Source organism: Pseudomonas paralactis (genome assembly GCF_001439735.1).
Lineage (GTDB): Bacteria > Pseudomonadota > Gammaproteobacteria > Pseudomonadales > Pseudomonadaceae > Aquipseudomonas > Aquipseudomonas paralactis.
On sequence record NZ_JYLN01000001.1, the window covers coordinates 251866 to 274495 of the forward strand.

At 54.7% G+C, this 22630-nt stretch carries 15 protein-coding genes and 2 pseudogenes; 6 read left to right on the forward strand and 11 right to left on the reverse strand.

What is annotated here, in order from left to right; translation table 11 throughout:
* Window positions 1-50: 50 nt before the first annotated feature.
* The 5 genes from TX23_RS01095 to TX23_RS01115 all read right to left on the reverse strand — a co-directional run bounded on the left by TX23_RS01095 (window position 51) and on the right by TX23_RS01115 (window position 4839).
* Window positions 51-794: an SDR family oxidoreductase gene (locus tag TX23_RS01095; protein WP_057700659.1), complete on the reverse strand. Its 744-nt coding sequence runs from the start codon at window positions 792-794 to the stop codon at window positions 51-53.
* A gap of 123 nt (window positions 795-917) precedes the next feature.
* Window positions 918-1715: an aldolase/citrate lyase family protein gene (locus tag TX23_RS01100; protein ID WP_057700660.1), complete on the reverse strand. Its 798-nt coding sequence runs from the start codon at window positions 1713-1715 to the stop codon at window positions 918-920.
* Window positions 1716-1726: 11 nt separating this feature from the next.
* A complete protein-coding gene (gene hpaH, locus TX23_RS01105) occupies window positions 1727-2509 on the reverse strand; it encodes a 2-oxo-hept-4-ene-1,7-dioate hydratase (RefSeq protein WP_057700661.1) in 783 nt (260 codons plus the stop codon).
* A 95-nt stretch (window positions 2510-2604) separates the two neighbouring features.
* Window positions 2605-3912, reverse strand: a complete 1308-nt coding sequence (locus tag TX23_RS01110) for an MFS transporter (protein WP_057700662.1) — start codon at window positions 3910-3912, stop codon at window positions 2605-2607.
* A gap of 69 nt (window positions 3913-3981) precedes the next feature.
* Window positions 3982-4839: a polysaccharide deacetylase family protein gene (locus TX23_RS01115; RefSeq protein ID WP_082629536.1), complete on the reverse strand. Its 858-nt coding sequence runs from the start codon at window positions 4837-4839 to the stop codon at window positions 3982-3984.
* A gap of 108 nt (window positions 4840-4947) precedes the next feature.
* On the opposite strand from TX23_RS01115, the gene TX23_RS26715 reads away from it, so the two are divergent.
* The 3 genes and pseudogenes from TX23_RS26715 to TX23_RS28290 all read left to right on the forward strand — a co-directional run.
* A complete protein-coding gene (locus tag TX23_RS26715; protein ID WP_082629537.1) occupies window positions 4948-5886 on the forward strand; it encodes a LysR family transcriptional regulator in 939 nt (312 codons plus the stop codon).
* Window positions 5887-6277: 391 nt separating this feature from the next.
* Window positions 6278-7408, forward strand: a complete 1131-nt coding sequence (locus TX23_RS01120; protein WP_244885937.1) for a major royal jelly family protein — start codon at window positions 6278-6280, stop codon at window positions 7406-7408.
* 752 nt (window positions 7409-8160) lie between these two features.
* Window positions 8161-8352 (forward strand): annotated as a pseudogene (locus TX23_RS28290) (hypothetical protein); the annotation flags it as partial.
* A 53-nt stretch (window positions 8353-8405) separates the two neighbouring features.
* Here TX23_RS28290 and TX23_RS26720 read toward each other — a convergent pair.
* Both TX23_RS26720 and TX23_RS01140 read right to left on the reverse strand, forming a co-directional pair.
* Window positions 8406-9383, reverse strand: coding sequence for a fimbrial protein (locus TX23_RS26720; protein WP_082629538.1), 978 nt, complete (start codon window positions 9381-9383; stop codon window positions 8406-8408).
* On the reverse strand, window positions 9380-10126 hold the full coding sequence (locus tag TX23_RS01140) for a fimbrial biogenesis chaperone (protein ID WP_082629539.1): 747 nt from the start codon (window positions 10124-10126) through the stop codon (window positions 9380-9382). The genes TX23_RS26720 and TX23_RS01140 overlap by 4 nt, the downstream gene beginning before the upstream one ends.
* A 141-nt stretch (window positions 10127-10267) precedes the next feature.
* Between TX23_RS01140 and TX23_RS27930 the strand changes: the two genes are divergently transcribed.
* The 3 genes and pseudogenes from TX23_RS27930 (at window position 10268) to TX23_RS01155 (ending at window position 11894) form a co-directional block, all read left to right on the forward strand.
* Window positions 10268-10564, forward strand: coding sequence for a hypothetical protein (locus TX23_RS27930; RefSeq protein ID WP_157243887.1), 297 nt, complete (start codon window positions 10268-10270; stop codon window positions 10562-10564).
* Between the two features lie 325 nt (window positions 10565-10889).
* Window positions 10890-11324: pseudogene (locus TX23_RS01150) on the forward strand (tyrosine-type recombinase/integrase); the annotation flags it as partial.
* Between the two features lie 357 nt (window positions 11325-11681).
* The gene (locus TX23_RS01155) at window positions 11682-11894 is read left to right on the forward strand and encodes a hypothetical protein (protein WP_057700669.1); all 213 of its coding nucleotides are present in this window, start codon (window positions 11682-11684) and stop codon (window positions 11892-11894) included.
* Window positions 11895-11916: 22 nt separating this feature from the next.
* On the opposite strand, the gene TX23_RS01160 is transcribed toward TX23_RS01155, so the two are convergent.
* From TX23_RS01160 to TX23_RS01175, 4 genes are all read right to left on the reverse strand, one after another.
* Complete coding sequence (locus TX23_RS01160; protein WP_057700670.1) at window positions 11917-13878, reverse strand: hypothetical protein; 1962 nt, start codon at window positions 13876-13878, stop codon at window positions 11917-11919.
* A gap of 70 nt (window positions 13879-13948) precedes the next feature.
* The gene (locus tag TX23_RS01165; protein ID WP_057700671.1) at window positions 13949-20068 is read right to left on the reverse strand and encodes a hypothetical protein; all 6120 of its coding nucleotides are present in this window, start codon (window positions 20066-20068) and stop codon (window positions 13949-13951) included.
* Window positions 20065-22167, reverse strand: a complete 2103-nt coding sequence (locus TX23_RS01170; RefSeq protein WP_057700672.1) for a transglycosylase SLT domain-containing protein — start codon at window positions 22165-22167, stop codon at window positions 20065-20067. The genes TX23_RS01165 and TX23_RS01170 overlap by 4 nt, the downstream gene beginning before the upstream one ends.
* Window positions 22167-22628, reverse strand: a complete 462-nt coding sequence (locus tag TX23_RS01175) for a hypothetical protein (protein ID WP_157243888.1) — start codon at window positions 22626-22628, stop codon at window positions 22167-22169. The genes TX23_RS01170 and TX23_RS01175 overlap by 1 nt, the downstream gene beginning before the upstream one ends.
* Window positions 22629-22630: the final 2 nt, after the last annotated feature.

Sequence of the window (22630 nt, forward strand, 5' to 3'; positions counted from 1 at the left end):
AAAAACTCTATGTAACAAGGGACATGAACTAAGAATATCCCTCTAATCACTTAGAACTCCTGCACTGTCGGCCTGATAACGATTTCACTCACGTCAACGTCCAAAGGCTGCTCGATCGCATACGCTATGGCACGCGCGATCGCATCGGCAGAAATTGCCTGGCTCTGGTAAAGCTCGCTAACGGCCTTCGAACTCTCCGCGTGCGAGCTACCCATCTTCAGTTCGGTATCTATCAGGCCCGGAGAAATGATCGTGGTTCTGATCTTCCCGCCGACTTCATGGCGTAAACCTTCGGTTATAGCGCTTACTGCGAATTTTGTGCCGCTATAGACCGTCCCTCCGGGACTAAACACTTTCTTGCCGGCGATAGAGGAAATAGTGATGTAATGACCGAATTGCTGTTTTTCGAACAGCGGCAACGTCGCGGCGATGCCGTAAAGCACCCCTTTAACATTGATATCGATCATCCGCTCCCACTCATCAACCTTCACGGCATTGAGCGGAGCAATCGACATCAGCCCCGCGTTGTTGATCAATACATCGATCTTACCAAATTGCCTAACAGCCATAGCGATGATCGCTTCGACATCCTGGCGGTTCGTCACATCCGCCTGCAGCGCCAATGCAATCCCCCCGGCATCAACGATTTCCCGAACTAAATCGTCAAGACGAGCTTTTCTACGCGCTGCGACGACCAACTTGGCCCCCTTCGCCGCCAGATGCTTTGCGGTGGCTTCTCCAAGACCGCTGCTTGCGCCGGTGATCACAACGACTTTGCCTGAGATACTGTTCATCTTGCTTCCCTCATGTGTTTGTCTGTGGGAGTACTTTATCTACTGTTTAACATCAGTAAATGGGCGTATCGCAAACCGGCTTTTTAATACCTGGAATACACCCGATCAGCACGAACGACTTAGTCAGCTTAGCTTACGCTCACCACTGCCCTCTGATACCGGCGAAAACTCTCTCGCTAACGTCTCTGCATTACGTGCCAAAATGCCAACATCGACTCCAACCGCCACGAATGTAGCCCCCAGCATTAGGCATCTTCGGGCAAAGTTAACATCGAGTGTCAAAATACCTGATGGTTTTCCAACTCGCTCCAGGCGCTTGATTGCATCTTCAATCGCATTAACAACCACAGCACAATTGGGCTCTCCGGGGAAACCAAGGCTGGCAGCAAGATCCGCTGGCCCAATAAATACGCCATCCACGCCTTCAATCAAGGCGATTTTTTCCAATCTTTCGAGAGACTCTGCCGTTTCTACTTGCACCAACAGACAAAGCTCCTCATGAGCACGCTTTGCATAATTGTCAATCCGACCAAACCGGGTCGCGCGCGTCAGGCCAGAAACACCTCGGATACCTGCAGGCGGATAATGCATGGCCGCGACAGCACGTTCAGCCTCTACCTCATTTTGGACGTAAGGAATCAACAAGGTCTGAGCACCAATATCCAGAAAACGCTTGATTAAAACCGGGTCATTGCTCGCAGGCCTGACAATCGGATTTACTTGGTAAGGCGCCAGCGTCTGCAGTTGAGGAAGAACACTCAATACGTCAGACGGTGAATGTTCTGTATCTAAAAGAAGCCAGTCAAACCCTGTTGCGGCAACAATCTCCGCCGCGTAACTTCCGGGCAGGCTGCACCATAATCCAATCTGTTTGCGTCTTTGCGCAATAGCATACTTGAAGTGATTGACCGGAATTTGCATGTGGCGCCTCTCTATTTAAATGATACGCCAATAGCCCCAAGTGGACCGAAATCCGCATGAATCACATCTCCTTTAGAAATATCGACTGGTCGCGTAAACGAGCCGCAGAGCACAATCTGGCCCTTCTCCAGTTTCCCGCCAACGGCATGAAGTTTATTCACCAGCCATGCGATGCCAGCCGCCGGGTGCCCCATGATTGCGGCTGATACACCAGACTCTTCGATGATGCCATTCTTCGAAAGCGTGGCGCCTATCCACCGGATATCAACATCCATTGGGCGAATTGTGCGCCCGCCAATGACTATCGCTCCAAAGGCGGCATTGTCGGCAATAGTGTCGGTGATCGCCCGCGGCACCTCGGTCCGATAATCAATTATTTCCATGGCAGGTGTAACGAATTCGGTAGCACGCAAGACATCGTGAATTCGGGTGCCTGGCCCTTCGAGATCCTCGCCCATAATGAATGCCAGCTCAACTTCAAGACGTGGTTTCAAGAATCCGGCAGCGTCGATGCATGCACCATCGTTGTAAAGAGCATCGTCAAGAATGCGGCCGTAATCCGGCTCGGTCATGTTTGATGCCTGCTGCATAGCCCTGGATGTCAAACCGATCTTGTGCCCGATTACGCGGGCACCTTTAGCTATCCTGAAATCCGCCCAAAGCGCTTGTATTTGATAGGCATCCTCGATTTCTATATGTGGGAAGGTCTTGCTCAACTGCGCAATTGGCTTTCGTTCAATCTCTGCTTGCATAAGTTGAACGGCGGCGCTTTGGCGTTCTATTTCGCTCAGCATGTTAATCTCCCATTCAAATTGAAAACACACTATCAAATGACAGCATTAATTGATTTTTTACTATTGGCTGTCCGTCGAATGGAATAAGGCGAGCCTCAATCTTCGCTCGCAATTTTTTGCAGAATTAGCGCCAAGAGGCCTGCAATAAATAGACACGCAGCCATCACTGCGAGACCCGCCGTGAAGTTTCCCGTTTCCTCTTTCAACCATCCCATAATCCACGGGCCTAAAAACCCGCCAAGAGTGCCAATCGAATTGATTAGCGCGAGCCCGCCTGCCGCCGCAACGCCTACGAGATAGCGCGATGGGATTGCCCAAAAAACGGCGCGGGCGGCGTTCACACCTACCAATGCAATCGTCAACCCCACTAATGAAAATACAAACGACTGAGTGAGGAAAGAAACAAAGAACCCTAAGCCCGCGATCACGCAGGTGAGCATTACATTTTTGATCCGACGGCCGTTCTTGTCGACGTAAGCAGCCCAAGCGATCATTACAACGACAGCACATAGATAGGGGATGGCGGTCAGGAAGCCGACAGCGACGTTCGAAAAATTCTCCTGCTTGATAATCTGTGGCAACCAAACTTGCACACCGTATGATCCGATAGAGAACCCCAGATATATACCGCTGAGTATCCAGACACGAATATCGGAAAGTACAGATCGCATATTGGTTGCGGGTTTTACACGCTGCTCGTTAGCTACCAGCCTGACTACGAGCTCCCGCTCGTGAGGCTTGAGCCATGACGCTTTGCCGGGAGAGTCTGCCAGTAGTTTTGCGACGACGAATCCAAGTACAACGCAAGGGAGTGACTCTATTAAAAACATCCACTTCCACCCCGCGAGACCCAATACACCATCAAGATTGAGCAATAAAGCGGAGACGGGTGCACCTATAAAAGAAGACGCAGGGATAGCGATTAAAAACCAGCCAATGATTTGAGCACGGTATTTCGATGGAAACCAACATGACAAATAATATGCAACACCGGGAAAGAATCCAGCTTCGGCGACCCCCAGCATAAAGCGCAATATATAAAAACTCATTGGCCCTGATGCAAATACCATGGCGGAAGATACCAGCCCCCAGGATATCATTATCCTGGAGATCCACAGCCTGGCCCCTACGCGATAGAGAATTAGGTTACTGGGCACCTCAAAGAGACAATACCCCAAAAATAGAATGCCCGCGCCATAACCGAATTGAGATGACGTTAACCCGATATCTTCATTCATGGTTAATGCTGCGACTGAGATACTGGTGCGATCTATATAGTTGAAAACATAAGAAATCATGAGAATCGGAAGAAACCGCCACGCGATTTTTGCGAATAGTTTCTTTTCTATTTCATCAGTAACATTTTGCTGTGCAGGGGTGCTCACTTCTTGTATTAATGACATATTCCCTCCCGCTAAATGCTTGAATGCTGGCTTCTCGCATGTCTCCAGCACTACACCACACGAATCACCTTATTCAGAAAAGAAGCGCTCAGCATAGGTAACCTCGATGAAGCCGCGACTCTTGAACCAGGAGGCCAACTCATCATGTCGGGGATACCAGACATCCGGAAACTGCTTAAAATGGTGAAGTATTTTATTGAAGACCGACGCAATTAACGGACGCGCACCAAATTGGCAATGAAGCGTCAGATTTATAAGTGAGCCGGGCTCGTGCCGATATAAATAATCAAATGTTTCTTGGTAGGCATTGAGATAATCCGATGGGCTCTGCCGTAATACACGATTGTCAGCGAAATCAGTATGGGGCAGCCCGACAATGGAGCCTTTGGGCGTTTCAACCATACGAGGAAGATCGGTATCATTGTAATCCCCATGCCAAAGAAACCCCTCCTGAGCCAAGAATTCTGCGGTTCGATCGGTTGCCGCGACCACAGGAGATAACCACCCTAACGGAGAATGCCCCAACTGTTCTTCAAATATTCGCTTACAGTCGCGAATGTTTTGCTCCTCTTCCGCAGGCTCCATATAAGCGTGAACTTTATCCTGCGTATATGAATGAGCTGCAATTTCATGGCCGTACTCCAGAACTGTCTTCATCGCCTCTGGGTACATTTCAATCGACTTGATGTTGGCGCAGACTGTCGCGTTGATCCCGTGGTCATGGAGGATTCGAACCAATCGCCAAATGCCTTCTCTACCGCCGTATTGGGACCAGGTAACACCTGCACGGTCATAAGTCCCCGGCTTGAGTGAGGTTGTCATTGGACCGTAAGGCGGCGCCTTTCCTTCAGACCAATTCTCAAGTAATACAGTAACGATGACTGCAATGCGATTTCCATCCGGCCACGCAAATGCTGTAGCTGACATATTTTCTCCGGTTACCTTGCCGCCCCGACAAAAGTACCGGGGGGTTGTGTAACCTAAAAGAACGGCGCTATATTCGTCCAATGGATTAATTGAATAGAATAATAAGCCATGCCAATAACTCCCACACTGCGACAACTGGAAATTTTTCGGACCCTTGGGCGCACTCAAAATTTTTCACGTGCCGCCGAAGCTTTGCACATGTCACAACCAGCACTTAGCCAAGCGGTTAGTCAGATGGAAATCGTAATTGGCACGGCGTTATTTGTAAGAACCAAACGGGCTGTAAGCATTACGCCTGCTGGCCAAAGATTTTTAATCCGAGTGGATGCAATACTTAATGAGCTTGGCGAGGCGCTCACTGAATTATCCAAAGACAGTGACCCGCGCAACGGGCGTGTTGACGTCGCATGCCTTTCTTCCGTTGCCACTCGGCTGTTGCCACGAGCAGTGTCATTATTTCGAAAATCATTTCCAGGGGCAGTGGTCAGGGTTCGTGATGAGGATCCAGATGGCATTATTAGTCGTGTGAAATCTGGAGCGGTTGATTTCGCATTTTCAGCGATGTTTGAAGAGGATGGCGGCGTCGTGTTTGAGCCTGTAATACAGGACGTTTTACATTTTGTATGCAGAGCTGATCACCCACTTGCTCAAAAAGAAAAAGTTGAATGGTCTGATATTGCTTCATTTGACGTGGTTGCGTTGGCCCAAGGATCAGGCATTCGGAGGCTGATAGATAGGCAATTCCCCACTGGAGGAGTATTTTCGCACTCAACCTACGAAGTCTCCCGAATACCTTCAATTCTGGAAATATTGGAGCAAAGTGACTGCGTTTCAGTTTTGCCAGCGCTGGCGTTTGCTTATCCTGGCGCGTCGGAAAAATTCCATCATCGCCCGATGTGCGACCCGGTCATAATAAGAGATATTGGCTTCATATTGCCAAACACGCCTCTGTCGGCGACCGCTCAGGCGTTCAAAGTCACGTTAACACAGTCTCTGGAAGCGCAATCGCAACTACCATTTCGGGGCGTCACTTTTTGGAAAAGGTAACGCCTTAAAAGTAATTCACTCACTCAAAACGCTTGGACGATGACGAACAAAGTCCGGCGTTCCAAGCATATCGGTTCTCGCTTTCAGCTCCCATTATGCATCTGCTGCCTGATCCGGCGAGCTCATCAGGCGTCGTTGCGTGATCACTTAAAGCCCGCCCATAGGGTGTCAAGTCAATCAGCAGCAAGATATTTTCTACTTTCAGCAACAGTGCTAACGCATTTACCGGGTTTGAGGCCAAGATCCGCGGCAGATACCTTTTGCCACCGCCGTGACCTGGACCTTTACAAGACGCTCACCATCCGCCTTCACCTAAGGTCCGCCTGACGGGAGGGCAAGGAGATCTTTCATGCACGTCAAAACCTCAATCTCATGGGCCTTCTTGGCCTTAATGGCAGCGCTCAGCGTTCAAGCTGTTCAAGCGGCCGCGCCTGAAAATCTCCCAAAAGATAAGTCCCTGGGAGAAATTGAGCAGGTTTTTGCCTTCCACGACGCCATGCCGACGGGCGTAAGCGTCAGCGAAAAAGGCCGAGTTTTTGTCAACTTCCCTCGCTGGGGCGACAAGGTTCCATTCACTGTCGGGGAAATACGCGAGAATAGGGTATTCCCCTACCCCAACCTTGAGGTGAACCAGGCAGATCCCAAGCACCCAGGCAAAGGTTTTATCAGCGTTCAGAGCATCGTGGCCGATGGTTTAGGGAAGTTATGGATCCTGGATACAGCTTCGCCTAGCTTCTCCACACCGATTGCTGGCGGCGCCAAGTTGGTGGCGGTTGACCTGAAGACGAACAAAGTAGTCGACACACTGGTTTTTCCAGACAATGTCATTTTGCCTAGCACCTACGTCAACGATATGCGTTTTGACTTCGGCGCGGGCGAGAAGGGCGTGATCTATATCACCGACTCTTCTCTCAACGGGCCGGGCGCAATCATTGTCATGGATATCGCTACTGGAAAAGCTGTACGTCGACTGAATGGCGCCACCTCGACTTCAGCAGATCGGGACTTCATACCGAAGGTTGAAGGTCAGATGCTCATGTTCCGCAATGCCGACGGTAGCAGTAAACCATTTACCGTCGCTTCTGACGGTATCGCTCTATCGGCGGATCGCCAAACCCTATACTTCTGCCCACTGTCCAGTCGACACCTGTACTCAGTGCCTACAAAGCTGTTGCGTGATCCGACCGTTTCCGAAGATCAGCTTGCTGCGGCGGTTCAGGACCTTGGTGAAAAAGGGGCGTCCGATGGGTTAGAGGCTGATGCTGAAGGCGCGATCTATGCTGGCGATTACGAAGACAACAGTATTCGTAAGCGACTCCCAGACGGGACCTGGCAGACCGTAGTTCACGACCCACGGATACTTTGGCCGGATACTCTGTCCGTAGGGCCAGACGGCTATCTCTACTTCATCGCTAACCAGGTGCATCGCCAAGCAGGGTTTCATGGAGGCAGAGACCTGCGGGAAAAACCCTACAGTCTGCTACGAGTGAAAATCAACGCAAAGCCGGCTCAGACTCGCTGAACAGTCAATGGCCAGCCCTGCTGGCCATTGAAAATCAAGCCTGCGCCCAGGCCGTTCGCCACAGACATGCTCAATCCACTATCAAATGCGGCAAAAACCGGCTCGAATTCTTGGTAATCAAATGCACAGTTTCCTCGGCCATCGAAACCCGAATCTGAGTGACACCATTGCGGTGCCAAAAATTCGGAGAAATCCCGCGCTCCTAAGGCAGACACCCTGTGCCAAACATCCTGCAAGGCGGTGCCAAATCCGACGCTTCCTTACAAGTTCTGCTTCGCTTGGGAAATGCTGCTTTCCCTCTTTAGCTGCCAGGTATTGGTCTGCGTAGACGGTGTCTGGCAGCTCAGAGGACGCTTTGGCGAGCGCGAATGCTTTCAAATCGATCCTTGTCGCAAGGAAAAGCGCGAGCAATTGGCACCCGTAAGATGCCAGGTTCAGGGCTTTCACGACGGTCATGGCGCAGCTCCCTCAGAATGATTTGCCATTTTGCCATGTGAACCTGATTTGGTGCGAAATTTACCCCACCACCATGTCAAGGCGACCACGGAACGATCGTAACCTTATGATATATAAAGAAATAATGTCTATTTAGGCCGCTCCAAGAACCCCCTTATAGCTCTATAAGAATCAATAACTTAGCGCTGGATATTGCTACATTAATTCCCCTCCAGGCGTCCTGCCGACGAACACCACTCCCCAAACCTGCCATGCCTCGATTACTGTGCGCACATACAGTAATTGCGATTCACGCTATGAACGTTGACATGGACACCGATGATTGGCTCGGCTGCCCTACCCCACTTGAGATGTACCAGCACCAGTGCTCAATCCTCGTAGATGAACTGGCTGAAACCGAGCGCATGTTGAGTCGAGCGCGGGCGAACATAGCTGGCCTGGTCCAGATGAATGACGCTCTTCTGATAGACAAGGCTCGCGCAACTGAGCGCCACGCACACCCAGACAGCGGTATAAATACTCTCATAGGAGTGCGCCGAGCCTACTTGTAGTACACGTCCAAAACTGCGCCAGCGTTGAACCTTCCAGCTTTTGGGGCCTTGGTACGCCACTTCAAACGAGCCTCGAATTGCTTTGAGTTACTGATTGTTCCTACCTTGGGGATAACGACGAACTCATTGTTGAAGCGTACAGGTGTGTTGTTTTCAACATCGAAGATGCTAATGCCTACCGAGTCATTGTCTTTAGGAACCAGGGTACCCATGCTGCCGTATAGGTTTGCGTTCGCAGCCGGGCGCAGAACACCATTCAATCCATAGGTGGAGGCGCTCTGGCAATCCCGTTGCTCTGAAAGGGTAAAGTTCTCTCGCTGAATTTCAAGCTCCGGGGTCGCACCAGTGCTCCTGATCTCACCAAAGTCTATCGTGTTGGGAATGATAATGACTGTTGATGTACAGGGAAGTAGATTAGCCTCAAGGCCTGTAATCCGAACTGACGTATTTGAGGAATTTTTGTCCTTCCCAATCTCATAAGGAATGTAGTTATTAATGTCGATAACTTTTGTCTTTGAAGTACTCCCTGAGTTAGATTTCTTCACTACAAACATAGACATTCTGTAAGACGCATAAGAATTCGCACATGATTGGCCGTTACCACACATCTTTGAGGCAAAGCTATGTGCATACTTTTCTGTCGAAGATGGCAGATAATCCACACCATTAATTGTTACTCCAACTTCGATTTCAGAACCAAAATTTTTATTTTTCGGATTAAAAAAATAATATGTAGAGAAAGCCTCAGCCCCTCTCCAACAATTATAATTCATTGCTCTCTCTGGCGCCCTCCAAACAATAGTTCCGGCAGCGGCCGAATTTGGAATATTGACAACAGCATTTACAACCAGACTCTGAATAGGAGATCCGCTCCCTGCATCACAGCTGTATTCCTCCACGCCAGCATTAGCATTAGATACATTAAAAATAAACAGTACAATCACCATTGCATTTACTATCCCTTTCATTGCTCAGCACCCTGACTTGATTGTGGCTTGGTAACATACATAGTTTTTAATATCTCGCTCCCGTCATCCGTGACAAGTACTCCGGTAATTTTGCTTACCGGCTCTACACAGGTAATTACATTTACATCCAGCGTAGAAAAGGGAGCAACCATAAAGTGCGCCACCTTACCGCCACATATTTGTCCCTGCTGGCCATATAAACTGATATCCGTGAGTGTCAGATAATAAGGAGAGTCATTGTGAGCTTTGAGTCCCGCATTTTCCGAACGGGACAACTGCGTCCAATACAGTTTGGTGAAAGCATCCTCCACTCTCATGGACAATAATGGGCGAAATAAAAATTTCAGGCGGTGGCGCAAAGCAACCTGCAGCAGATTGGCTTGCTCAGGTATCTGAGGAATATCTGTAACGCTCAACAGGAAATAGGACTCGCGATCTTGAGGAAGCCCTGTTCCCTGATAAAAAATCTCAACGGACTGCCTGTCGCCCGCCACAAGCTTAAGTAAGTGCCTCGAAAGTGCCATTGATAGATCGTGGAGATTCTGCTCACCATTCCCTTGATCGAGAGTAATCTGCGCCAGCACAGTTTCATTTCCAGTATTAACAACTGTAATCGACTTCTGCTTATCCTTCGCATTCAGAACAAATCGAGTTACCCCGTCGAACTCAATATCAGCTATAGCAACACCACTTAATGATATTAGAGAAATAAAGAAAGCCCATATCATTGTATTGATACACATTATATAAATTCACCACCCCTACCTATCAGCACATCCTATCAAGCCGCTATCAAGCACGATATAAGACGAACCTTAATCTGCCTAAACACACACTCGCTGCATCCGGTAACCCGGAGAGCGGCGTCTGACTGGAGATTTATCATGACCTTCATTGCCTGGGTAAACCCTAAGTACTTTGCCGCCATCCATCATTGCGCCGCTAAAGGCGACGTCCGTTACTACCTGAATGCCGTCCACATTGAGCGGCACCCTTCCGGTGGTGTGCTGATCGTGGCAACCAACGGGCACTTCATGGGTGCGATGCACGATCCTGACGGCTGGATTGACCCAGCGCGTGAATCAGTGCTGCTCGGCAGCGTTTGGAAGCGCTTATTGTCAGCCTGCTCTGCTCGACGAGGCCCAGATCATGAGCCCCCCCGCCCAGCTTTGGATCGCTGAAAAATTCTCGCTGGTATCGAGCCAGGTAGAAACCACCGAGGATCCTGAGCTTTTCGGAGAAACATCGCACCTTACCGAGAAAACGGAACTGGTCGACGGCGTATTCCCAAGCTGGAGAAAGGTCATGCCGTCTAAGCGGCGGACACAGGTTGAAACGTTCCCCTGCCTAAACGGTGAGTAACCTTGAGGTATTCAATAAAATTGGGGTTCTGCTTTCGGGCCAGAAACAGTTCGGCGGTGGCGGCATCAGGCTTGAGGCAAGCGAAGGAAAGGGCTCGGTGGTGGTGCGATTCAACCACCATGAACTCGTTGATCGCTTCCTGGGCATGAGCGCTCGGGCGTGAAGAACGGTGAGGAGAGGCTGGAGGTGCTGAACAGAGTGGCCAGGTCGATCATTGAGTAGCAGCGCGGCATCAGCAAGGAATGGGTTTTCCCATACAACGGCACCGCGATGCACCGCATGAACGACTCGGCCTGGAAGAAGGCTCGAGTGAGAGCGGCGAAACTCTGGCAGGAGGAAAACCTTCGCCCCGCTCACCCTGGGTATGCATCCATCAGTATCCATGACCTTAAACACACGCTTGGCCCAGCAGGCGTAACCGAAGAAGACCGCAAGGCCCTTCTGGGGCACAAGAACGGCAGCATCACCAGTCACTACTCGGGCGTTGAACTCGGGCATCTGATTGAAGCTGCGAACATGGTATCAGCAACCGATTCTCGCGGACCGATACTGACAATCTTGAAGAGGAAGCAGGCGTGAAAAAACGACACGTCACGCAAAAGTTACGCACATGAAAAAGGCCAATGCTGTGAACATTGGCCTAAGTCATTGAATAATATGGTCGGGACGGAGTGATTCGAACACTCGACCCCTAGCACCCCATGCTGGCGGGAGTCCTGAAAATCCTTTCATAGCAATACTTTACGTGGGCGCCCACTGCAATCGACGCCTAACGATGCTGGACAGAGATTAACGAATCCCCGCAAATCTCCCTGCAGGATTTCGCCAAGAAATTCCCTGTATCCCGGCGTCCTGCCAACGAACACCATCCCCCAAACCTGACACACCCGGCGGTCGCTTATAGAATCGCCCCTCACATCAAGGGAGCAACACGCCATGTTCGAAAAAATAAAGGAAACCATCAAGCATTGGTCAAGGACTGCGGAGGAAGACTTCCGCTTGAAGTTCGAGGGTAAGCACGACGACACCAGCATTACCAGGCTAGAGAACGGCACGTATGCAGATCCAGCCGTTGAGGCTGAATGGCAGATAGCCTTGAAAGACTTCAACGCCGAAGAATACGAAAAGTTTATAGATAATCAATGGTGAGCATCCTTGCTCAGTCGGGCGGCTAGAAGTCCAAAGCCGCCTGGCGAGCAATCTTGTTGTGCCCTTGGTCGTTCGGATGCAGCGTATCGGCAAGATCTGTCGAGGGCTCGATAACCGCGTTTGTATTTGAGATAGCTATATCCAGTCCATCCCTCTTCAAAATTGCCACGTTGGTCGCTATGAGAGCGTTATAGGCGGCAACTCGAGCGTCCGTAGACGAATCACTGCTCCGGATGATCGTCATCGCATTTACGCGTGGTAACACGCCAGACGTCGGCGGGACGCTGATACCTAGAAATGTCGCAGAGCCTCCAGAACCGACGGTGATAATCTTCAATTCTAGGCTGTGCGGCCCATCAGACAATCCACCGATACGCAACGCAGAAGGTCCGACAGCGCCGGCGGCGGCTGGCGATGGGCTTAGAAGCGTCCCGGTGCCAGGGCCGGCAAAGTTAACCGTAGAGCGCAAAACTCCATCAACCCTGACTTCTCCAGTCGCAACATTACCATCCGTTCGCAGGATATTGAGATACACCACTGGCCCGCTAAAAGGGACGGTTACAGTTGCTCCAACGGTTGTTGTGAATCTTGTGAAGATCTTCCCATAGGAAGAGGTTCCCCAGGATCCGGTGTAGGTGCATGCCGCATTGTTTGGGAACACCTTCAATGTATCAGGCACGGCCAGCCACGATAGGCAGGCTAAGTGACCTGTCGCAAAGCAGTCTTTGCGATACGCATCATCTAGGTAGACACGGTTGTCGTTGGTGCCAATCATCAATGAGGTGGTGAAAGTTGAATCTATGGTGAATGCGAACATCACCGCTGCCTGGTCATAGACCATAGAGGCGGCAACCGCACTGATAGTAACTATGCGTCCTTGATACGTCGCAAGGTTACGCACGTAGCCGTTTACATAAATGCCACCAACCGGCGTCGAGCCAATGCCGAAAGTAATAGAGTCACCAAATGCAAAATTCGCTCCGTACTGCTTTCCACTGTCAAGGTCGCCTGTGATATGCCAACGATTTGCCGTGATGCGACGGATATTAGCCCGGCCACGAGCTGTGACCTTCGCCACTTTCCCAACTGGCGTGATGATCGATACACCGGCTATTGGCGCAATACGCAACACAGCATCACTATCATTGAAGAAGCCAACCTCAGTATTAGCCTTCCAGGACACGCTTGCTTCCAACGGAATGCTTCGGATCTTCCCGGCAGCAGCCGCACAGAAATTCAACGAGTTGTAATCGGTGGAATCAAGCACCCGATCAAGGGGCAAGTCTGCACGACCCACTTCAAATGTTGATTCCAGTTCAGACTTGAGCGCTAGGGTCAGCAGGAAGTCTTCCAGGGTGCCAGAGCCTCGCCCCACTAGAGTTGTGCCGTCAGCGACCGCAATATCCTGCACTACGCGCGACGTGCCATTGGGCGCGCGGTAGAAAATGTTTAGCGCATTGTTAATTGGTCCAGTGATAGCTCCCACCACCCCAGCGACAAACCGGCTGACCCAAATTGAAGTCGCCGCGTCCTGAGGATCAATAGGATCGAGGACGTTTTTGATTCGGCGATTCTCAGCAAAAAAGTAATCTCTTCCGTACGGCCGCTTCAATGCCCGAGAAAACAGAGAAAAGCCCTGCTGAATAAGCATCGTCAGCCGGTCAAACACATCCTCATGCGTTTCAGCCAGGAACTTGCCTTGGTTGCGCAGGCTTGTCTGCTGGAAGGCTTCCATCTCCCTGGCGACCACCAGTTGGCCAGGTCCTGCCAGGGCGGTGGTGGTGACGATGCTACCGCCCAGATCATTACCCGCACCATTTACGGTGTAATGCGTGCCCAGTGTCAGAACTGTGCTAGTCCCGGCCGGATCTATATAGGTAACAATCAGGTCCTCGTTGGCCAGGAACTTGAAATAGAACGGGTAGTTGGTGGTTACCCCGTTGGTATCGAACTCTGCAATGCTGCCGATTGTGCTGACGGTCACGGTTGTGACTCCTTTCCTGGGGGCAAAAAAAATCCCGCTCAATGGCGGGATTCGATGGGGTGTTGCGTTGTTATTTCTTCGGGGCGCCGTGCAACAGGGCTTTGATGAAATCGGCCGCGTCTTCTGGCGTTTCCTCGCCCACGGCGACGTTGTAGAGATATGAGCCCTGGCGGGTTAAGGGTTTGGTAGGTACGCCCAGCAGGTAACCGCCGGCGGTCACAATCGACTTAGCGGCGGCCCCCGCTTCCTTGTCACCAGTTGCCAGGCCGGTAACAGCCCCGGCAGCCTGGCGGCCGGCGTTGATCGCCTGCCAGGCTGGAGACAGGGAGCCAGCGTGACCACTGAGCGCAGCCCCGAGGGTGTCACGGATCACGGGGAAGCCGGACACACCAAACCCGAGCGTGCTTTTTGCCATCCAGGCTGCGGTGTTCTCGTCTTCGTCGGGGCCCTTGCCTGTGAGTAGATCGCCCACCACGCCCTGGAAGAACGCCACGGCCAGCATGGCAGCGGCCGCGCTGGCCACCGTGCGCGAACCCTGCTTGGCCTCAAAGGCCAGGTCTCGGTTCTGGTTGTAGTAGGCGCTGAACGGCGTGTAGAACATCGTCAGCAGGCGCATGGCGGCGCCCTGGTCCTTGCGCTGGATGGCCGCGATATCCATTGCCCCAGTACCGCCCTGCGATAGGCGCACAGCCTTGTCGCCATCGAGCGCCGCCGCCGCTGCATCTTTGCCAGCCGCCAGTCCTTCGCGGTAGCTGGCCATCCAGATCGCGCCGGAAATTCCACGGTCTAGGTAACCCAGCAGGTTGAACGAGAACCGCACCAGGTCGTCACGCTTGCGGAAAAAGGCGTTCTTGCCGATCAGGTCGGCCATGCTGGAAGCCAGTCGGCCGTCCTCGGTATCCCAGCGCAGGCGCATTGCCGGGGATGCGTCGGTGATCATCCGGTACGTTTCAACAGGGGAACGGATGCCATCGAGCAGGCTTTTTGCAAGCAGCTGGGGCTTCACGTACAGCAGCCCCGGAATCAAACCACCTACTTGAGCCAGTAGTGTCGTACTTGAAAGGCCCAGGCCCACAATGGATGTATTCGTTCTGGCCGCGTCGAGGAACCGGTTGAAGTTGCCGGTTTCTGGTGGATTGCGGTCATTGGCTATCGCCTTCAACCACGGCAGGAACGAATCCGCGCCACGCGGCCCCAGCTTGTCGATCAGCACCGCCCTTATCTGCGGGTCTTTGGTCAACCGGTGGGCGTCCTGCAATGCCTCGCGGTGCGTCAGGTCGTGAACGTGCTGGGCCAGGCGTTGTGGAATGGCGCTCAAGTCCAACAACAGCGGGCCGCTGGCGTTGTCATTACGCTGATTGGTGAACCCGTTGGACGGCAGCGCCCCCTCGAAACCCTCGTTGAACAACTCGCCACCCACTGCCGCCGGCGGCGCACCTGCCCGCTTGCGGTCGTACATGATCGGGAAGTAGCCGCCACGGTATTCGCCAAACGCGGTACTGACTGGCTTTGGTTCGATACGCGGTGGCGCTACACCAGAAAGGCGTTTGTACATCGCCGCGATATCCGGCCAGAGATTGTCGAACGAATCCCACACCGACTGCACCAGGTCCCAGTCCTGTTTGTCCAGGCGCCCGAGCATGTCGGCCAGGTCCACGTCATTCAGCTTGTTGCCCTTGAGTAGCTTGGTACGGTTCGACTCGTTGCCGGTGTTGAGCGCGTGCATCAGGATTTCACGGCGGTTGAACGACTTCCCAGCGCTAGCTATATAGAAGCGGTCGGCCAGGCGCTTGGAATCCATGCCGGCGAAGCGCTCAACAATGGATCGAATGCCGTTCTTGAACAGTGTGCGCTCGTTGGCCTGGGCTTCTGCCAGCGGATTCCATACCAGTTCATGCCAGGGGCCGCTGGTATTCTTGCCGTCCAGACGGTTGATCACGTTTTCCATACGGGTCAGCGAAGCATCGAGCCCAGCCAGTTCACCAAAAGCCTTGTCGGCGGTGGTTTCGCTACTTTCGGAGGTGGCGACCTTGCGCGCATCGACAGGAACGTTGACATTGAGGGAGGCGATCAACTCACTGCGGGCCTGCTCGTAGTCGCGCTTGTACTTGCTGTTCAGCAGTTTGTTTTTCAGCTTGGCCAGGTGCTCGATGTTCACCACGGCATCACGCACGCCGTTCAGCTCTTCAAAGGTCAGGTCTCGGTAGTTGACCCGGGCGCTCTGTTCAATCAGGTGCTGGGGAACGGTCACGACGTTGCCGGCGGCTTCCTGCTCGCTGACGAACTGGGCCAAGCTACGACGGCGCTCTACCTGCGGACCGCTGACCTTGCGGAACTCATACTGATCAAGCAGGCCCTCGATCTGCTCCAGATAGCTGGCGCCGGCCTTACCGATGCGTTCACGCGTCGAAGGTTTTTCGAAGCGGCGCATGAAGGTGTAAATCTTTTCCTCTTCCTTGCGGGCGGCGGTTGCTTCCCGGTACAGGTAGTGGTTCAACAGCTCGCGCTGCTTGGCCTCGGCGGCTTCCTGCCAGCGGTTTTTGGTGGCGAAGTTGAAGGCGTCACGGTTGGCCTTGCGTTCAGCGTTCAAGTACAGATGTGGCTGAATATCGCGCACCACCTTGTCAGCGATCACCTGCTTGGACACAGCACGGATATCTTTCAAAGATGGGATTGCGCTGTAGGCGTCTTCGCGCAAGGCGCGGGAATTGCCATCCTGTGCCCGCTGGACTTTCTCCACCTGGCGGCGCAGGCGGTCAATGGCGCGCAGCTCTTCCCGGACCACCTGGGCCCGGTCATCGTTGTGCACCGCATCAACGGCGCGGTCAGCCAGCGAGCCATCGTTAAGCATGTCGCCATACTCGGCGCGCATCCTGGCTTCGGTTTCGGCCTGGATCAGTTCTTTGCGGCCACGAGCGCCCACCAGGGCCTGAACCATTTCATCGCCCGAGCCGTAACCGAACTGCTCGGCGACGATATCGGGATGAATCCCATCTTCGCTGGTCATGCCGCGCAGGCGGGACACAACCGGCTTACCGTAACGCTCCATCAGCGGGCCACGGGACAGCTTGACCGGCTCGCCCACGGTGCCATCGGTTTGCAACCCTTTGCGCAACAGATCCTGAACGCGGTACACCGGCTGTGCATCGACTTCTTTGGTCACCGCTTCCTGCATAACGCCGCGGGCTTCCTTCCACCACTTCTGCTGCTCGCGGGTCAGCTCATGCAGGGCTTCGGCAGTAAGTCGTTCCTCGGCGGCCTGGCCAGCCTTGTCGGCGGTGGAGCGGTAGGCGTCGAACTCGGCGGGCGACATGCCGGCCGTTTGCGCGTCAGTGAACAGGCTGCGGTACGGGGCCTGGGCTACGGCGATTTCGTCATCGGTGGCCAGCAGTCGGTCGAACACCCGGCGCACGTCGTCATTGAGCTGAACGTTAAGGCGGCTCGCATCCCGGTAGATTTGGGTTAACCAGGCCTTAAATCGGGAAAAGGCCGACTGCAATGCAGCGCTGGGCGCCTTGCCTTCGCGCAGATATGCCTCAAAGCCACGGGCAAACTGTTCGTGCTGATCGACCTTAACGCCGGATCGATCCTTCACACCAAACCAATCAAGGACCGTCTGATAATCCTGCTTTACCTGGTCCGGCACATCGGCGCGTGCTGCCAGATCGCCCATCACTTCCAGGTAAAAGTGCCCAGTTTCATGCAGGAATGTGGACAGGTTGGCCTTGTCGGTCAGCTTGATATTGAACTTTCGGTCGGCGCCGAACTGGATAAACCCACGGGCACCGTCTTCGGCCTGATCAAACCGAACGGCATCATCACCCAGCAATGCCTTGCGCACAGCCGCGTTATCCAGTGCATTCAGGTCGAGGCCAGATTGATCTATAGCGCGCTGCAGGTCATCCAGGGTTGCCCGGGTGTTTAACTGTTCCTGATTGACGTTACCGGGCGCTGACTGGCGCTGGCCGCGCAATTCCTTGTCGAGCGATGCCAGCAACATATCGGGAGTGGCGGTGGGGACATTGCCAAAGTAGCCGGCCTCGGCGGCCTGGGTCGCCATATCGTCGAGGCTGCGCCCGCCCTTCCTGGCAATGCGGTTAAACCCACGGCGCCCCACATCAGCATCACGGGCGGCCAGCTCGCCACCTTCGTCATCGATGCCGCCGCGCTCACGGATGAAGTCGATCAGCGACGGGCCGTTGACTGTGGCGTCGTCCGGGATATCCCCAGTTCGCAGCCGGTCCAGCATCAAATCCAACTGATCAGCGCTTGCCGGACTGCGTAGAACCTCAGGAATGTCCCGGCCCACACGCAACTGGTAATGATTGAATAGGTCGTAGGGATCAATGCCGGAACGCTCGCCCAGGGACCGGAACGCCGATTGATACAAAGATGCCTCACGGTCGGCGGTCTGCGCTTCCCGACCAATGCCCAGCAACTGCCCGCGCACGTCCTCAAATACGCGTCGGTCTGAAGCTGCAGCAGTGTCCTGTTCAACGCGGTCGCGCAGGCGGTCCAGCTCTTCCGGAACACGCTGCTGGAATTCGGCCAGCTCGCGCAGAGTCATTGCGTCCGGGGTGGCGCGCATTTCTTGCTCCAGCCCCCGGTGGTGACCATCCTTCGCGATAACGGAGGCCCACTTTTCCAGCGGGATAGAGATATCGCCGCCCAGGGTCAGGGCCTCACCCAGGGCCCCAGAGTTACCGGTGGCCGCCGTGGCGAACTGCTCAGGGTCAAGGTTGTTTTCCTGAAAGTAACGCTGGAACTGTTCAGCCGGGACCAGGATGTTTTCCACGTTCCCGCCGGCCTGCTCCTTCAAGCGCGCAATCAAAGCCTCGGCGCGCTGTGGCGAGCGCTGGAACATCTTGGAGCTTTTCGCCATATCGCCCAGGCGCTGGACTGCGGCCAGATCTTGTTCGATCTGCCAGTACCGCCGGCCAGAGCTGGCGCCGGCAATCGCCACGTCAACCGGTGCGGTGGCCAGGCCCAGGGCGGCATTCAAGAACATCTCTCCCCCGCTCGCCTCTTCGCCCACGGCGGCAGCGCCCGCTGCTGCACCACCTGCACCACCTACGGCCTGTGCCGAACCTTCGGCGGCGACGTTTCCCAGCTTTCCGCCAATGCCGCGCCCAGCAAATGGAATGGGTAGCATCCCGCCCAGGGCGTTTACAGAGGCTTCGGCCAACGTGCGCTTGAGGCTGTATGCGTAGGACTGGTCGATATCGCCGGTTTTCTTGAAGCCTTCGGCCAGGTTTTCACCCGCACCACCAGCAACGCCGGCGCCGAAGTTCACGCCACCCACCACAATGGCTTTCTCTGCGGCGCGCTGGGCGAAGGTGCTGGCCAACCGGCTGACAGCAAAGTTCTTTACCGGTTGCGCCGCAAGCCCACCTAACCCACCGCCGGCCACCAGGCTTGGCAATGCCTCAGTCAGCGCGCTACCAATGAGCCCTGGGTTGCGCAGTGCGTACATGCCGGTGTCCGCCGCCGCACTACCAAAGCCAGCACCACCAGAGCGCGCCTGATCAAACACCTGGCCAGCGAAGGCAATGCGCTGGTCCCGAGGCATAGCCATGTAGCCCTCAACAGCGCTGACGACGTTGTTGTCAGTCTGTCCGGTGTAGTTCGGCTCATCCGTACCGTTGCGATCAAGCGCGCTTTGCGGGGCCAGCATGTTGACGAAGAACCCGCCGACCGAGGAAAGAGACCGGTCAAGCAGGTTAGCGCCGGCCTCGCCGATCAATCCGAGCTGCCCAACCCCACGGGAAAGCGCATCCAAGGTGCCGGTGGAGTGCTGCTGACCCGACTCTTTGACGAAGCTGTCGAAAGCCCCCTCAACGTTCGACAGACCGTCGATATCGTCATGGGCCACGCCTGCGTTATTCGGGTCAGTCAAAAACTGGTTGGTGACCGGCGCACGGCTCAATAGCGCGTCGTAGTCCACGGCGTCGAGCTTTGCCTTGCACTCAATCTCCGGGCGGTTGCGCGAGACCATTTCCGGCGCCAGCCCGGTCAGTTCTGCCAGGCGCTGGATGTTCGCCTGCTCGTCGGGGTTGGTGTCAGCGACATAGCTCAAGGTGTTGCGCGGGTTCGGCAGGTCGCGCTGGCGCTGAATCACTGCGTCGTATTTGTTGGGCTCGGCGGCGGCCTGCTCACCGGTGCTGGTGAGAATTTCGTCGTAGCGATTCATTGATTGGCCTCATTGAACAGTTTCAAGATGTCGGCGTCATTGGGCACGCGGCCATGGCGCTTGAGCGCTTCGACGATCTGCTGGTGTTCGTCTGCTGGAATTTGCTTGATGTCCCGGACAATCACCTGATCGCCGGGCTCACGTTCGAAGGCTCGCTTCTTGGACGAGAACATCCCCATGAAGCCGGAGCCAGGCACATCACCCTGGATGAATGCCCGGTCTACGACCTTCTGCACCTGGTCGGGGGTGGCCTTCTTGCCCTGGTCCTGTTCCAGGGCGCGGATCTGCGTGTCGACGTACCGGCGGGCAGCGGCCACAGACTTGGCGTCTGACTTCCCGGCCTTTGCATTGGGGTCAATACCGGCATTGCGCAGGGCTTCCTTGAAAATATCGTCATTGCTGCCAATGGACGATGTGACCTCGGCACCTTTCTCGCGCCGATCCTGCTGGAGTTTCGTCAATTCCTGGAAGTCGGAATCAGAAAGCTTGGCGCGCATCCCCAATAGATTCAGCTCGTTGCCGCTGACAATCTCATCGCGGGCCCGGTAATAGACCTCTTGGTCTGTTGGGCGGCCTGGCTTGTAATCCATGATCTGCTTGCGGCCTTCGGCGGGCAGCGCGGCCCAGGTGGCGGCGGGGATCGTGTCCCAGCTATTGCCCTGCAAAACCACATCCCATGCAGATTCCAGGTTTTGCGCGTCCTGTTGCTTACGCTGTTCGGCTTGCCAGTCGATGCGCTGCTTTGCGGCTTTCAGAGCGATTGATTTCTGGTCGGCGGTCAGATCGTCACGCGCATCAATGGCCTGTGCTACCTGGCCAAAGCTTGGTTCGTGAGTCTGCAATGCCTTGCCCAGCACCTTTTCAGTGTATTCGCGGGTTTCTTTGAACGGGATCCTGTCCAGGAACTCGGCCTGGCTTATTTCACCGGTGCGCGGGTCACCCAGCTTGAGCTTGCTTGCGTTCTTGCCGGTGGTGTTGGTGCCGTTGATCCAATCGTTAACCATGCCTGGGCCAGCGTTGTAGGCAGCCACGGCCAGCGCTGGTGACTTGAAATCGTTGGTCAGCTTCTGGAAATAGGCCTGGCCGAGCTGACGGTTGTAGTCCGGATCATTGCGAAAGCGGTTTTCATCCCATTCAACACCGGCAAGCTTTGCCGCTTCTGGCCCAGTGCTGGGCATGATCTGAGCGGTACCAATGGCGCCACGGCTGGACGTCATCGGCTGGCCGTTGCGGTCGAACTGCTTACCGCCGCTTTCAGCCTGCAGGATTGAGGCGAACACCCTGTTGTCCTGGCTGCTGACATCCTGCACGGCCTGGCTGCCCACGTTGACGCCAACCTGTCGATCAATAAGCGGCTTGAGCATCGAGGCTGCCTTGAGTTGAGCGTCGGCGGTCATGCTGACAGCGTTATCCATGAAGTACTGCTTTGCCTTCATCGGGTCACGCGCAGCCAGTTGTTCAATCACTGCTGCATTAAGTCGGGTATTCGCCTCCAGGCGTTTCTGTTCGGCAAGCTCGGGTGGAAGGCCCTTGCGCTGCGCCTCAGACCCTTCAACTACATTCATCTTGGCTTGGTAGTAGGCGAGCTGTTGCGGGTCGTTGGCGTACAGGGCGGCGCCCTGGATAGCACTCCGGCGCTGCCCTTCGGCCGTGTCGTCGTAATGCTGTTCCCGTTGGGCGAACTCGTATTTGTTCAGTTCGTTGGACAGTGAGTTACGGCGGCTGGCGACAATCTGCGCATAGCGCGCTTTCTGCTGCTCGCTGGTCAGGGTTTCGGCGATCTTGGCCTGGGCCTCTTCGAACTGGCCCAGCGTTTGGTTGGTGATATCAAGCGCAGCCCCGCCCTTGCGCGTGTATACGCCGCCTTCCGGGTTGAACATGGTGTTCTGCTGCCACTCGGTCAGCTTGCGATCAGCATCCATGATCGAGGCGGTATCGGCCTGCTCCCTGGACTTGTTGGCCAAGATTTCCGCGCCACGCTGAAAGCTCTGCAAGCCCTGGGCAATCGAGGTGGTATCAGGCGCCACGCCCTGCAATTGAATGGGCCGGGTTGGCTGCTGCTGGACCTGCGCCGTGTCGTATGTCGGTACCCGTGGCATTAGCGAGCCCCCGCGAACGAACCGAATGCACCGCCGATGCCGCCGAGGATTGAGCCCATGGCGGCGGTCTTGCCGTTCTGCACGGTCTGGTTGGCATTGAGCAAGTCTTGCTTGGCCTGCACGCGATAGCCGTATGCTTCGCGGGCGGCGTTGTTCTGGATCGTCAGCGCGTCCAGCTCGCCGAGCATGGCGGTGTCGTCCTGCAGCTGGGCCGAACTGCCGCTGTTCACGTCGATCCCGTTGGCGGCCTGCACGCTGCGCTGTGTGCCGACTGCCTGGCCGGCGCGCACGCGCTGCCAATCCGCCGAAGTGTTGCCGGCGTTGATCGTTTCGTCAGCGGTTTGTCGCTTGAACGCGGCGTTCTGTTCCATCATTCCAGACTGGAACTGGGCGTTTTGCTTCTGGCCCTGGGCCTGCATCATGCTGCCGGCCAAGCCAATGGCGACGGGTATCAATGCCATCC

Bases quoted from the DNA above. Each gene is read 5' to 3' on its own strand.
- TX23_RS01110 (WP_057700662.1), bottom strand. From the start codon at position 3,912: ATGTCATTAATACAAGAAGTGAGCACCCCTGCACAGCAAAATGTTACT.
- TX23_RS01175 (WP_157243888.1), bottom strand. From the start codon at position 22,628: ATGGCATTGATACCCGTCGCCATTGGCTTGGCCGGCAGCATGATGCAG.
- TX23_RS01115 (WP_082629536.1), bottom strand. From the start codon at position 4,839: ATGTCAGCTACAGCATTTGCGTGGCCGGATGGAAATCGCATTGCAGTC.
- TX23_RS01155 (WP_057700669.1), top strand. From the start codon at position 11,682: ATGTTCGAAAAAATAAAGGAAACCATCAAGCATTGGTCAAGGACTGCG.
- hpaH (WP_057700661.1), bottom strand. From the start codon at position 2,509: ATGCTGAGCGAAATAGAACGCCAAAGCGCCGCCGTTCAACTTATGCAA.
- TX23_RS01170 (WP_057700672.1), bottom strand. From the start codon at position 22,167: ATGCCACGGGTACCGACATACGACACGGCGCAGGTCCAGCAGCAGCCA.
- TX23_RS26715 (WP_082629537.1), top strand. From the start codon at position 4,948: ATGCCAATAACTCCCACACTGCGACAACTGGAAATTTTTCGGACCCTT.
- TX23_RS01120 (WP_244885937.1), top strand. From the start codon at position 6,278: ATGGCAGCGCTCAGCGTTCAAGCTGTTCAAGCGGCCGCGCCTGAAAAT.
- TX23_RS01095 (WP_057700659.1), bottom strand. From the start codon at position 794: ATGAACAGTATCTCAGGCAAAGTCGTTGTGATCACCGGCGCAAGCAGC.
- TX23_RS01100 (WP_057700660.1), bottom strand. From the start codon at position 1,715: ATGCAAATTCCGGTCAATCACTTCAAGTATGCTATTGCGCAAAGACGC.
- TX23_RS26720 (WP_082629538.1), bottom strand. From the start codon at position 9,383: ATGAAAGGGATAGTAAATGCAATGGTGATTGTACTGTTTATTTTTAAT.
- TX23_RS27930 (WP_157243887.1), top strand. From the start codon at position 10,268: ATGACCTTCATTGCCTGGGTAAACCCTAAGTACTTTGCCGCCATCCAT.
- TX23_RS01165 (WP_057700671.1), bottom strand. From the start codon at position 20,068: ATGAATCGCTACGACGAAATTCTCACCAGCACCGGTGAGCAGGCCGCC.
- TX23_RS01140 (WP_082629539.1), bottom strand. From the start codon at position 10,126: ATGTGTATCAATACAATGATATGGGCTTTCTTTATTTCTCTAATATCA.